Source organism: Vibrio navarrensis, assembly GCF_015767675.1.
Classification (GTDB): Bacteria; Pseudomonadota; Gammaproteobacteria; order Enterobacterales; family Vibrionaceae; genus Vibrio.
On sequence record NZ_CP065218.1, the window covers coordinates 390,441 to 404,289 of the forward strand.

Consider the following 13,849-nt stretch of genomic DNA (forward strand, 5'->3'; position numbering starts at 1 on the left):
GTAAAATTGCTGCTTCTCGGGTCATGATAATTTCAGGTAAAAAATAATGAACATAGACCAAATATCTCAGGGCCTTTTAAACAAATTTGAACATAGCCGTTTGGTATTTTGGCAAGATACCGACAAAGAGTTCATTGATCAGCTTGATGAGCTTTCTATTGACGGCATTGAGATCATCCATTTAGATGATAAGTCCCACTTCGAAGTAAAGACACGTGTCGAGTTACTTGAACCAGCCACCCGATTTGTTCTGTACAGTAACACTGAGACCAACAAACCTGAACGTGATTGGTTATATGATATTCGCCTATACTCCGAGGATTTCTATGCTGACTCAAGCTCAATGATCCTGAATGAGATCGGCATGAGAATGGAGTTTCGTCAGGTTATTTCCCATTACCGCGCCTTTTTTACAGCTAAGGTTCGCCGTGAACGCCTGAAGAAGTTGCTGCCTCACAGTGCAAATAAGGAAGAGCTGGAACTAGCACTACTAGCAGCGACACTTAAAGTTGAGTCTCCAACCTTCCCTGCTATCTTGAACCATCTGTTATTAAAGCTTGCAGATGGCATCGATGTTAATACTATTTTCAGTGATCTAGAAAAGTACAACTTGGTTGATACTTTCTGGCGCTTTGCTTTCGATGTGATGGGATATCAAGTTGAAAAATTTGATGATACAGAGCAAATTCAACCTCACCTAAACGATTTGGTAACCAAACTTCTATTCACAGAGTGCTACCAGTCTTTACTTAATAGTGGAATCAACGGCAATCACGAGGTCTTTGCAAGGTTCAAGCAGCACCTGCTACCAATCAACTTAGATGAATCAGGTAAACGCGATTATACCGAGCGAAGAACATTTAACTCCTCTAAACGAGCGACAGCGATCAGTTTTATTAAGGGTATGCGAGAAAATCGAAATTTATCAAATGCATATAACACCCTTGCAAAACAAGTAGAGCAAGAATTCGAGATAAAGCACATCTTGTCGATGGTTAAGTCCCCTACGCACCTTCATCGTGTCGATACTTTTGAATATGCAGAGCAACATTTTATTATCTTACTCGCTCAACAATTGAGCGACCTCGATCAAGTTGAAGTCGATTCGTTGATCTCTCATCGCTTAACGACACATTGGACTCATCATCAGCCAAATTACGCAGCTATCTTAAAAGCAATTCGAGCTGCCAAACAGTTTTATGCGTTAAAGCAGCAGTATATTGATGGCTTTAAATTTTCGTCTGCCAAAGAAATGTACCGAGCGTATGAAACTGACTTGTATAAGTTCGATTCTGCATACCGACGTTTCTGTGAGCATGCTTTAAAAGTCGCTCATAATGGCTCTGATATATTGAAAAAAACAGGGTTGGTTTCTGATATCGAAACACTATATGTGGACTGGTACTTACACGACCTAGCGATCGCTTGGGGTAAACTCGTCGATGAAGAGTCTCTGTTAGATAACTGGAAGATTTCAGGCGTACCAAACCAAAATGAGTTTTATAGACGACAAGTCGAAGGCATTTTTAATACAACACAAGTCAAAAAAGTATTTGTCATTATCTCTGATGCACTTCGTTATGAGGTTGCACATGCAATAAGTGACCAAATTAATAATGAAAAGCGCTTTCATTCCGAGATTAAATCTCAACTTGGTGTCGTACCTTCCTATACTCAGCTTGGTATGGCTTCTTTGCTACCACACAATGAAATCTCTACACACATCAACTCAACCGTCGAATACAAAGTCGATGGTATCAGTGCCCGTGGTACAGACAATCGAAATAAGATTTTGGCTAAGCGCAATGGGATCGCGTTTAAAGCCTCAGAAGTGCTGAACTGGACTAATGAGGAAGGCAGAGAAAAAGTTCACGATGCTAGAGTGATCTATATCTACCACAATGAAATTGATAAGGTTGGAGATAAAGGTGAATCAGAGCATCAAACGTTTGAAGCCTGTGCAACAGCTATCAGTGAAATCAAGCAGTTAATTGAACGTATCATCAATCGCTTAAATGGTAGTCGTGTGTTGATTACCGCTGATCATGGTTTTATTTTTAAATCCAGCGATGTTGTCGATTCAGATAGAACGGCTTTAACCGTCAAACCAAAAGGCGCTGTCGAAGCTAAAAAGCGTTACATCATTGGTGAAAGCCTTCCAAACGATAGCTTCTATTGGCACGGTAAGATGACCAACACAGCGAGTTTAACAGTAAACTCGGAATGCAGTGACGGTGAATTTATTGTTCCTCGTGGATCAAATAGATTTAACTTCGTTGGAGGGGCAAAATTTATTCACGGTGGCATTATGCCACAAGAAATTTGTGTTCCAGTCATCCAAGTCAAAGAACTGACTACAAATAAATTGCAGTCACGATACGCCAAAGAGCGAGTACCTGTTGTTCCGCTTTCAAACCCTATCCGTCTTGTCTCTATGGCAGATAAAATCGAGCTTTTCCAAGCAGCAGCTGTTGGCGAAAAGTACACAGCTCGTGAGCTAGAGATTTGGATTGCTGACCCTAATGGCCAACCCGTATCCCACAAACAGAAAGTGATGTTTGATGCGGCCTCTGAAAAGCAAGATGATAGAAAGCGAAATGTCGTGATCATGCTCAACGGTACGGGATTTGATCGCACCGTATCTTATAAGTTAATGATGAAAGACATCAGCGATCCGACTAAGACACAAGAGCTACAACCTCACTCCGTCACGATCGATATTGCGATAGAAGATGACTTCTTTTAAGGTGTTAGGAACCCTGTATGACAGAAAATTATAATCAACAAGAGCCTATTGACGTTCCTAGTCAGGCAGATGAAATCCAACATGTCAGAGATGTCGATCTGGATGAGTTGATGACGACTCAATTTAAAGGCAGAGTTGTACGTAAAGACCTGACCAAACAACTTAAGGAAGGAGCCAATGTTCCTGTCTATGTCCTCGAGTACCTGTTAGGGATGTATTGCTCGACTGATGATGATGAGTTGATAGAAGCTGGCTTAGGTCGAGTAAAACAAATTCTGACTGATAACTATGTTCGCCCAGACGAAGCTGAAAAGGTCAAATCACTGATCCGAGAAAAAGGCACACATAAAGTTATTGATAAAGTCACTGTAAAGCTTAATCAGAAAAAAGACGTATACGAGGCGAGCCTATCGAATTTAGGTATCAAGGACGCGGTGATCTCTGCCAATGTTGTTAAAGAGAATGAAAAGCTGCTGACAGGCGGTATTTGGTGCATCATTACTCTAAGCTACTTCTATGAGGAAGGCCAAAAGACGTCACCATTTTCTGTTGTTGGCTTAAAAGCAATTCAGATGCCTTCAATGAACATGCAAGAAGTGTTTGACGCTCGACGCAACTTCACTATGGATCAATGGCTAGATATGCTATTACGCTCAATTGGTATGGAACCTGCCAATCTGGAACAGCGTGCTAAGTGGCATATCTTAGCCAGAATGATACCGTTCGTTGAAAATAACTATAACGTCTGCGAGCTAGGCCCTCGCGGTACAGGTAAGTCTCACGTTTATAAAGAATGTTCCCCGAACTCTTTATTGGTATCAGGCGGTCAAACCACCGTCGCGAACCTTTTCTATAACATGTCAAGCCGCCAAGTCGGTTTGGTTGGCATGTGGGATATTGTCGCTTTTGATGAAGTCGCTGGTATCCGATTTAAAGACAAAGATGGCGTGCAGATAATGAAAGACTACATGGCTTCAGGTTCATTTAGCCGTGGTCGTGATTCCATTGAAGCGAAGGCTTCAATGGTCTTTGTCGGTAATATTGACCAAAGTGTCGAAACACTGGTTAAAACGAGTCATCTACTTGCCCCATTCCCTCCAGAGATGATTGACTCAGCATTTTTTGACCGTTTCCACGCTTATATTCCTGGCTGGGAAATTCCTAAAATGCGCCCAGAGTTTTTTACAAACCGTTTTGGTTTGATCACCGATTACCTTGCTGAATACATGCGCGAGATGCGCAAACATGCATTTGCCGATGCTATCGACAAATTCTTCAAGCTGGGAAACAATCTCAATCAGCGAGATGTTATCGCCGTTCGCCGTACCACATCTGGACTACTAAAACTTTTAGTGCCACATGGCGAGTACTCTAAAGAAGATGTGCGGATTTGCTTGACCTATGCACTCGAGGTTCGCCGCCGAGTCAAAGAGCAGCTCAAAAAAATTGGAGGGATGGAGTTCTTCGATGTTAACTTCTCTTACATTGATAATGAAACGCTCGAAGAGTTCTTTGTAAACGTTCCAGAACAAGGAGGTTCACAGATTATCCCACCAGGCATGCCTAATGCTGGCGTTGTTCACTTCGTTAGCCATGGTACTGCGGGCAAGCTCGGAGTGTTCCGAATTGAAACTCAAAAAACGGCTGGCAATGGTAAGCTAACCACTTCAGGTTTAGGATCAGATACCGAAGCAAAGGAGCAAGTAAAAGTTGGATTTGAGTATTTCAAAGGAAACCTATCACGAATAGCGGCGAACAATCAGTATTCGGAACATGAGTTCCATTTGCATTTTGTTGACCTCCAGATGTCTGGTCACTCACATAGTTCTAGCCTAGCCGCTTTGATTGCTAACTGCTCTGCTCTACTTGGAAAGCCGATGCAAGAATCAATGGTGGTTTTGGGGTCGATGACCCTAGGAGGCGTATTGCATCCAGTTCAGGACTTGGCAGGTTCAATGCAAGTCGCTCTCGAAGCTGGTGCAACCAAGATTCTCATTCCTATGGCATCTGCTACAGATATTCCGACAGTGCCAGCTGAAACATTTACTAAGTTTCAAGTTAGCTTTTACAGTGACCCTGTAGATGCGGTTTACAAGGCTCTCGGGGTTAGCTGATATTTGTTTATGATATATTAAAGCGGCTTATGCCGCTTTAATACAATTATGCTGCTCAGTTTTTATCATTTCTTCGCTTGCACTGACTCACTGTCAACATCGGAATTGACCTGTTCATTAATGTAGGTATTTAATGGCATCCAGTGTGGCCAATTTTTCTAACAATCTTTCATCTATCGGTTTGGCAATATGATCGACTAGCAGTAACTCCGCAGCGCCCTTCTCTAAATTAGAAGCAAGGGACTTTATCCAATGCGATCCCTCCAGTGGTGCAAATTCGATAGCGGGAATTTCAATCTCTTCGTTTGTACAATACTCTGATATTTTTCTGCCCACTTCTTCAGTCCAGTTTTGGAGTTCTACTATGCGGTCTTCAATATGCTTGGGATCAGAGAGTAAAAAGTTAGTAAAAACGTGTTCATCACCGCGCCGATAATCTTCTATAAAGATGACCACCTTACGACCCCTCGCCAAATTGACCACTTTGGATAAGATTTTTAACGAAGGAACTTTACATAGGTAGGCAAGAAAGAATACTTTGTCCATAAAATACCTTTTGCGCGAGTGAGTTCTTAATTAAGTCCAAACTTTGCGAGTTCTACTCAGAAAGTATAGGCCAGCATTAGAAAGCCGAGATAAAACCCTGAGCTTATCTACACAAATTTGCGCAAAAAAAATAGCAACTATGATACACGTCTCCACTCGTTTGCCTGCCACTTAATATTGAATGACCGTAATTATCTTGGTACTGAAGTGTAGTCTTACCAGTGTGTTCTTGAAAAGAAGATATTGTCATCACGATACGATATATTTACTTCATACTAATTCGGCTTTGATGTGATTAAACTGACCGCAAATCATGAGAAACCGAATGTGTTGAATCATAGCGTTGAAGGCAACACCGCCATACAAATGAACAAAAAGGAGAAAGGCACATTTTATATCAAAAATGATGATGGGTTGATTTTTGGTGGTCAAGGAAAGGCTGGATTGCACAAGGTAAGACTTTGATCTAACTAAAGATGCAAGCAACGTCTAGATTTTAAGGGGTGTTGCTTGCATTCTAACTATTAAGTTGAGTAATTAACAAACACTCATTGCGATATCTAACCAGTAGTAGTAGTGCTCATCTGATTCAAATCCATTTGGTGAGGTATGACGGTCAATTTCCTGTCCATTCTGGAAGACTAGGAAACCACAATAACTACCAAAATCAAATTGATCAGCAAACCTTACCTTAAAGCGGATCTGATGAAACTTCTCTGATAATGCAATGAATATTGGGTATGGAATACTATTAAAGGAAATAAAGCTAATTCTACCGTAAACATATTCATATTTTTCCTCAAGCTTGAATTCACTGTGCCAAGCGTTCCATTTTGAGTACCAATGTTTATAATTCCAATCACTGTCTTGCTCAACATGACAAGAACTATTCTTTTCTTCCAAAACCTTCAGATACTCAGGGCTAGGAATTAACCTATTAAAATCTAACTCATTATTTTCATTACTAATGAACTCAATAATGGAACTTGCATGAGCAAGATCTTCAGTTTTAAATTCGATAATATTTATTATGCGATTTGACATTATTTTTACTCTTATTTATGAATTATTTATATGGTTTTAACTTGAAATTTTTTGTCTTCATAAATATTGAGTAAATCCACTGGGATCTTTAGCCTTAAAGTCGCGCCTTCGCTCAGGACGGTTGTCCATCGGTTTTTTGAGCCACCTGAAGTGGCATAGCCCGATAGCAATGCAATCCCAGTTTCAATTCGAGCACCTGAATCACGACTAAATGCTTTACAAACAGGATACCCAAGAAACTCTATCGCCTTGCCATGCTCTTGTATTTCCTCGATAGCCTCAATCTCAATCGTAATTTGATCGAGTTCTTCAACTTCTTTTTCTACAATACTTGAAAATATCCAAGCGCCTTGAGATTTATCCCAAGTACCACCGAGTTTACGGCACTCTTCAATCAACAGTGTGTTATATGCTGATTTTAAAGAACAAATGCCTAATTTAGTTTGTTCTTCTACATTTGCTGCTAACTTGTAAATTAGGTCAGTTCCATACTTCGAGCGTACTGAGATATCTTTAACAGCAAGAAAATGCTCACCTAACGCTAAATCTTTTGAGTAATCGTCGATCAAAATCTTACAAGATTTATTATTGTCTGCTGTCGCAGCAAAGTACTTTCTGTTCTTTTTAATTACATTGAAATTCATAATATTTACTCCATTTATTTACTAGTGATACCCTCCTTCTCACCGCTAGGGTGACGAATATTTTTATTATTGTTTCATTTATTCAACTCAATCTTTACGCAAGTAGAGATAGAAAGTTTTCAGGTATATTAAAACCAATAAAAACTGCCCAGTCAACCACTATTTACATTAAAAACAATGACTTATATTTACTTTTAAGCTTATTTATATCTAATAAGAAATATGGACTAGTGGGAGGAAACCTCTTTACCCCCTATCGGGGGTAAAAGCCGACTTACCCTCTAGAGGGGGTAAATTGCACTATAAACTTTGGTTTGATTAAAACTATTCAATTATTGACCAATGCACTGTGTAAACAGTGCTCGTTCACGGGAAGCGGCTCCCGCCGCAGATTACAAATGACCGATTTGGTTAACTGTGACTTAAGGCACTCTTAAAGGTCGTCAATCACGGGGGCAAACTATTCGTTATGGCTGCTTAAAGGATAACTTTGACCGAAACAATGATATGGTGCTTCGTGCTGTGGCCTGCGCACCACATAGAACTAGGGATATCGTAGAAATGGTCAATGCGGCGAGAGATGTCTAACGCCGCAGTATACTACCCACAGGATTGATTTAACGAAGAGTAGGCACTAGCTTTTGTAAGCGGTAACTTACTCTCGATAAGTGGTAAGTTTCGAAGTCTTAGAGAAACCGCCATCGACTAATTGCCGATGCTCTTCGAGAACTGGGCTGATTGAAATCGAGTGTCTCAACACAAAGTCAATGAAAAATACGGCCAAAACGCTCTGCTTTGAACTTCACTGTATATCGATATAGTTTAAATACAAAAAATCGAAAGAATGATACTTAGTATTGTGAATAAACAAATATTAAGAAACATTTGCTTCTGCTAGTAGCAGTTTTAATAGAACACTGTAGAAGTCACTTCCATAACTCTCAGGTAGTACAACCTGCGTCCCTAAACTGAACGACTAAGTGTGTTTGGCGTTCTATTTCTATGAGCAACTAGCGTAAATTTGTAGTCAGTCGATTTGAAGTAATTGCGACTGTATTCAAACACCACATCACCTTGTAAAAAACCACGGGTGCGCTTCTCGATGATCGGTTGAGCAGGATCGATGTCTAACAACTCGGCAATCTCCTGCGGTGGCAGTACCGGAATGATTTCTTGCTCACTGCGGTCAATCACCATCCCCTTCTCTTTCTCGATAAAGTGGTACTTAGATCCTTGCATTACTTGATAGGTCAGATCTGGGAACATATCAGTTGGTAACCACGTTTCTTCAACAGTGATTGGGCTGTCATCCAAATAACGAACGCGTTTCACGTAATAGACCTTGTCTCCTTCGCATATATCCAGCAAGTCCGCCATAGTAAGCGACGCTTTGGTGATTTCAAACGCTAACACATCACTGTGTGTCATCACATTTAAATGCGCCCACTTTTCCGCAAAACTGCTCTGCTGATAAATATCGTAGTTAATCTTGTTTTCTTTTACATAGGTTCCACTACCCTGCACACTTTCAAGTTCCCCATTTTCAATCAGCAACTTTAATGCTTGGCGAACCGTGACTCGACTGCAAGAGAATTCTTCACGCAACTGAGCTTCGGTAGGAAGCGCGGTTCCTACTTTATATTCACCGTCGCTGATTTTATCGCGAATCGCATTCACAATCTGACGATACATTGGCAGTCTTGACATACTTACCTCTACAAAAACAATACAAATGATAGTTTAAATAAACCTATTTGATACAACTCGAAACCAGTCACACCAAGGTGAACTATCATTGTAAGAAAGATTAAGTTTCTTGTCCCTATAATACGAAATAAGGTCAATATGACAAGCGTTTGTTCAAATATAGGTATACAAAAACAAGACGCAACAATACAACAATAATACATATTATAACTCAATTGAGATCATGATCACGGATCATTTGTATTTAAGATGTATTATTATAGCTATTGTTGAATGTACAACAATGTCGAATGTGACAATGGGACAAACGTTATGAAATTAACCTCTCTTACAAACCCATCGCTGATAAACCTACAAACGACGTTCGAAAGTCGTGACGCAGCGATTCGTGCACTTGCCGAACAACTCAACCAGCAAGGCAAACTGCATAACAAGGAAGAATATCTACAAGCGGTATTTGCACGCGAGGAGCAAGGACCGACGGCACTTGGCGAAGGTTTAGCAGTACCACACGGTAAGACGGATGCAGTAAAAGAAGCTGCATTTGCTGTGGCTACACTAAAAGAAGACCTAAAGTGGCAAGGACTAGATGAAGACGAAGACGTAAACCTGATCTTTCTGATTGCTATTCCAAATGCAGAAGCAGGTTCAACGCACATGCACTTGTTGACCGAACTGACTACAACCCTCGTGGATGATGACGTGCGTGAAGCAGTGTTGAATGCTACAAATGTAGAACAAATTATTTCATTACTTGACGGACAAGGCGAACCAGAAAATAAGGACAGCGAATTAGATACAAATGCGCCAACAATCGTTTGTGTCACAGCTTGCCCAGCGGGTATAGCTCACACCTACATGGCAGCAGAGTACCTTGAAAAGACAGGTAAGAAGCTCGGTTATAACGTTCACGTTGAAAAACAAGGCGCAAACGGCATCGAAGATCGTCTGACTGCCGAACAGCTCAACAGTGCAACAGCGGTCGTTTTCGCAGCAGAAGTAGCGATCAAAGAGTTAGAGCGCTTTGAAGGCATTCCTCGTGTAGAAGTGCCAGTAGCCGAGCCAATCAAACACTCAGAGCGCATTCTTAACGAAGCAGTAGAAGCGGGTAAAGCTGGTCGAAGCGCAGGCGCTGCAGTTGCAACCAACGACAAACCGAAAAAGCTACCCCTTAAAACGGAATTAAAACAGGCTCTGTTATCAGGTATCTCTTACGCGGTTCCTCTAATCGTTGCAGGCGGTACCGTGCTTGCTGTTGCCGTACTATTGGCACAAATGTTAAACCTCCAAGATTTGTATGCTGAAGAAGGCTCTTGGTTGTGGATGTACCGCAAGCTAGGTGGCGGTCTACTAGGCACATTGATGGTGCCTGTACTGGCAGCTTACACGGCTTACTCATTGGCAGATAAACCAGCACTTGGACCTGGCTTTGCGGCAGGTATCGCAGCCAACCTTATCGGCTCTGGCTTCCTTGGTGGCGTTGTCGGTGGTTTGATTGCAGGTTACGTCATGCGGTGGGTCAAAGAAAACGTACGTCTAAACCCTGCGTTCAATGGTTTCCTAACTTTCTACTTATACCCTGTTATTGGTACTTTAGTTGCCGGCTCACTCATGCTGTTCGTGATCGGTAAACCCGTAGCTTGGTTAAACCAAGGTTTGACTGACTGGCTAAACGGCATGTCTGGCACCAACGCCCTACTTCTGGGTGCGGTGATTGGCTTGTTCGTATCGTTCGACCTTGGTGGTCCCGTAAACAAGGCGGCTTACGCTTTCTGTCTGGGTGCGATGGCGAACGGTGTTTACGGTCCGTATGCCATCTTTGGTTCGGTCAAAATGGTGTCAGCGTTCACAGTAACTGCATCAACTCTACTTGCGCCTCGATTATTCAAGGACTTTGAAATCGAAACGGGTAAATCAACGTGGTTGCTTGGTCTTGCTGGCATCACAGAAGGTGCTATCCCAATGGCGATTGAAGATCCAATTCGTGTAATTGGCTCATTCCTTCTTGGCTCTGTTGTAACAGGGGCAATGGTAGGTGCAGCTGGTATCGGTCTATCAACTCCAGGCGCAGGTATTTTCTCAATCTTCCTACTGCATGATGCTGGTCTGGGCGCATTCACCGCCGCAGCAATCTGGTTTAGCGCTGCGCTGGTTGGTGCAACCATCTCGACCATCACCCTCATTATGTGGCGAGCACATGCTGTAAAAAAGGGCAAATTTGCCACTGAGGCTACTGCACAAAATTAATTCGAATCACTCATAGATTCGCTCAACTCGAGCTTTGGGCGCGGGATTACTGCGCCCAAAATATTCGTCGGCAAACTTAAACGCCGCAAAAGCGAATAGAAAACAATCAATTTTAAAACAAATTAACGGCAATTATTGCCTAAGACGGTAAAAGTTATGACTACATCTCGCGTTCATATTACTCCTCACATGCACTGGGATCGTGAATGGTATTTCACTACAGAAGAGTCTCGTATTCTGCTAGTGAACAACATGGAAGAAATCATGACTCGTCTGGAAAACGATCCAGACTACAAATACTACGTTCTAGACGGTCAAACCGCCGTACTGGAAGATTACTTCGCTATCAAACCAGAAAATAAAGAACGCGTACGTGAACTCGTACAAGCTGGTAAACTGATTGTTGGTCCTTGGTACTCTCAAACGGATACGATGCAAGTATCTGGTGAATCTATCGTGCGTAACATGCTTTACGGATTGCGCGATTGTCTAGCACTAGGCGAGCCAATGAAGATTGGCTACCTACCAGATTCATTCTCTATGAGTTCGCAGCTCCCCGCTATCTACAACGGTTTCGGAATCAATCGCGCCATGTTCTGGCGTGGTTGTTCAGAGCGACACGGCACAAATAAAACCGAGTTCTTATGGCAATCAAACGACGGCAGCGAAGTTTCAGCGCAAATATTGCCATTGGGCTACGCGATTGGTAAATATCTGCCGCAAGACGAGGAAGGCCTACGCGCCCGTCTAGATAAATACTTCCCTGTGCTAGAAAAACCGTCAGTCACCAAAGACATTCTACTACCAAACGGTCACGACCAAATGCCTATCCAAAAAGACATCTTCGAGGTGATGGATAAGCTGCGTGAAATCTACCCAGATAAAGAATTCAAAATGAGCCGTTTTGAAGAAGCGTTCGAGCGTATTGAAGCCGAGCGCGAGCAACTTGACACCATCAAAGGCGAGTTCAACGACGGTAAATACATGCGCGTACATCGCACTATCTCTTCAACTCGTATGGACATCAAACTCATCCACGCAGAAGTCGAGAATAAGATCGTCAACATCCTGGAGCCGTTAGCGTCTATCGCTTGGACACTCGGATTTGAATACCACCACGGCTTGATCGAGAAAATGTGGAAGGAGAGCATGAAGAATCATGCTCACGATTCAATTGGCTGCTGCTGCTCAGACAAAGTGCACGCCGAGATATTAAATCGCTACATCCTTGCTGACGACATGGCAACCAACCTGATCAACTTCTACAAACGCAAGATTGTTGACCACATGCCAACACGCGAAGGCTGCGACAAGTTAGCGCTATTCAACCTATCTCCATACGCTCGTGAAGAGGTGGTCAACACCACCATCACAATCCGAGCAGAAGAATTCAATATCTTTGATGAAAATGGCACACCAGTTGAGTACTTCATTCAAGACCAGCGCATCATTGACCCAGGTAAGATTGACCGTCAGATCGTACATTACGGTAACTACGACCCGTTTATCGAGTACGACATTCAAATCAAGCATTCAGTGCCAGCTATCGGCTTCACAACCCTACACATTAAAGCCAACGAGAAAGGCACGCAAAAAGTGGCTGAGCAAAAAGAGTTCCTTCTTGAGAATGAATTCTATCGCATCAACGTAAATGCAAACGGTACTCTGAACATCTTCGACAAAGAGACTGAGCATCTTTACGAGCAAGCGCTGCGCATTGAAGACGGCTCTGATGATGGCGACGAATACGACTACTCGCCTTCTCGTAAAGAGTGGCTACTGTACTCTGACGAGTTCGATGTAGAAGTGAATGTGAAGCACGAAGGCTTCCAGTCTGTCTCAACCATCAAGCTACGCATGAACTTGCCTGAGAACCTACAACAACGTGAAGAGCGCACAGGCCAAAACGGGTACCTAGATGTGAACTGCCAAGTGGTTCTGAAACAAGGTACACGCCGTATTGAAGTTCGTATGGAGCTGGACAACCAAGCTGACGACCACCGCGTACGCGTACTAGTACCAACACCGTTTGTATCAGAAACCGTGGTAGCGGATAACCAGTTCGGCTTGATCACTCGCCCAACGAACGATCCAGAAATGGCGAACTGGGAAGCAGACGGCTGGAAAGAAGCGCCTGTACCAGTTTACCAGCTAATGAACTTTGCCGCGGTTGAAAACGCACAAGGTGGTATGGCGTTAATGAGCAACGGTTTGCGTGAGTTTGAAGTGATTTCAAGCCAAGGTAATGAAGAGCGAGACACATTCGCCCTAACCCTTCTGCGTGGTGTCGGCGTGTTGGGTAAAGAAGAGTTGTTACTTCGTCCGGGTCGTCCATCTGGTATCAAGATCCCAACGCCAGATTCACAAGTACGCGGCAAGATTGTTTGTGAATTCGCATTGTTCGGTTTCGCAGGAAACCACATCGAAGCAAACGTCATGGCAGCGGCGCGTGACAACGTGACTCCAATCCAGTGCTACAACAAAATTCCTTACAACGCAATGAAGCTCAACGTTGGCGAGCAAAACCTGCCACTAACACACAGCTTGTTGAACAAATCGCAAGACGGCGCAGTATTGAGCGTATTGAAGAAAGCAGAAGACGAAGATGCGCTCATCCTACGCGTTTACAACCCATCAGAAAGCGACGTGATTAACGACACAGTGACGTTCACCTCAAAAGTGGCCTCATGGAAAGAAACACAGCTAGACGAAAAAGTGTTACCAAATGAGGTAGACACAGCATCGTTCGGCATGCTGAAACCGTGTCAGGTTAAGTCTTTCCAAGTGAAATTTTAAGTTAA

Annotated in this window: 9 protein-coding genes; 5 read left to right on the forward strand and 4 right to left on the reverse strand. The window is 42.8% G+C overall.

The genetic code is table 11. From position 1 onward, the window contains the following. The first annotated feature begins 46 nt into the window (after positions 1-46). Together pglZ and brxL are read left to right on the forward strand one after the other, a co-directional pair. Complete coding sequence (gene pglZ, locus I3X05_RS18495; RefSeq protein WP_337971396.1) at positions 47-2,746, forward strand: BREX-1 system phosphatase PglZ type A; 2,700 nt, start codon at positions 47-49, stop codon at positions 2,744-2,746. 74 nt (positions 2,747-2,820) lie between these two features. Beyond that, positions 2,821-4,860, forward strand: a complete 2,040-nt coding sequence (gene brxL, locus I3X05_RS18500; RefSeq protein WP_337971453.1) for a protease Lon-related BREX system protein BrxL — start codon at positions 2,821-2,823, stop codon at positions 4,858-4,860. Positions 4,861-4,977: 117 nt separating this feature from the next. Here the strand turns inward: brxL and I3X05_RS18505 are convergent, their stop codons facing one another. Then, complete coding sequence (locus I3X05_RS18505) at positions 4,978-5,406, reverse strand: hypothetical protein (RefSeq protein WP_337971397.1); 429 nt, start codon at positions 5,404-5,406, stop codon at positions 4,978-4,980. Between the two features lie 291 nt (positions 5,407-5,697). On the opposite strand from I3X05_RS18505, the gene I3X05_RS18510 reads away from it, so the two are divergent. Then, positions 5,698-5,871: a hypothetical protein gene (locus I3X05_RS18510; RefSeq protein WP_319554116.1), complete on the forward strand. Its 174-nt coding sequence runs from the start codon at positions 5,698-5,700 to the stop codon at positions 5,869-5,871. Positions 5,872-5,943: 72 nt separating this feature from the next. Here the strand turns inward: I3X05_RS18510 and I3X05_RS18515 are convergent, their stop codons facing one another. The 3 genes from I3X05_RS18515 to I3X05_RS18525 all read right to left on the reverse strand — a co-directional run bounded on the left by I3X05_RS18515 (position 5,944) and on the right by I3X05_RS18525 (position 8,801). Then, positions 5,944-6,450 (reverse strand): hypothetical protein, encoded by a 507-nt coding sequence (locus I3X05_RS18515; protein WP_337971398.1) that lies wholly within the window; start codon positions 6,448-6,450, stop codon positions 5,944-5,946. 26 nt (positions 6,451-6,476) lie between these two features. After that, positions 6,477-7,094 (reverse strand): hypothetical protein, encoded by a 618-nt coding sequence (locus tag I3X05_RS18520; RefSeq protein WP_337971399.1) that lies wholly within the window; start codon positions 7,092-7,094, stop codon positions 6,477-6,479. Between the two features lie 963 nt (positions 7,095-8,057). Next, complete coding sequence (locus tag I3X05_RS18525; RefSeq protein WP_031817732.1) at positions 8,058-8,801, reverse strand: GntR family transcriptional regulator; 744 nt, start codon at positions 8,799-8,801, stop codon at positions 8,058-8,060. A gap of 312 nt (positions 8,802-9,113) precedes the next feature. On the opposite strand from I3X05_RS18525, the gene mngA reads away from it, so the two are divergent. Together mngA and mngB are read left to right on the forward strand one after the other, a co-directional pair. Then, positions 9,114-11,048: a PTS 2-O-a-mannosyl-D-glycerate transporter subunit IIABC gene (gene mngA / locus I3X05_RS18530; RefSeq protein ID WP_321282856.1), complete on the forward strand. Its 1,935-nt coding sequence runs from the start codon at positions 9,114-9,116 to the stop codon at positions 11,046-11,048. A 156-nt stretch (positions 11,049-11,204) separates the two neighbouring features. Continuing rightward, positions 11,205-13,844, forward strand: a complete 2,640-nt coding sequence (gene mngB, locus I3X05_RS18535; RefSeq protein WP_337971400.1) for a mannosylglycerate hydrolase — start codon at positions 11,205-11,207, stop codon at positions 13,842-13,844. The last annotated feature ends 5 nt before the right edge of the window (positions 13,845-13,849 follow it).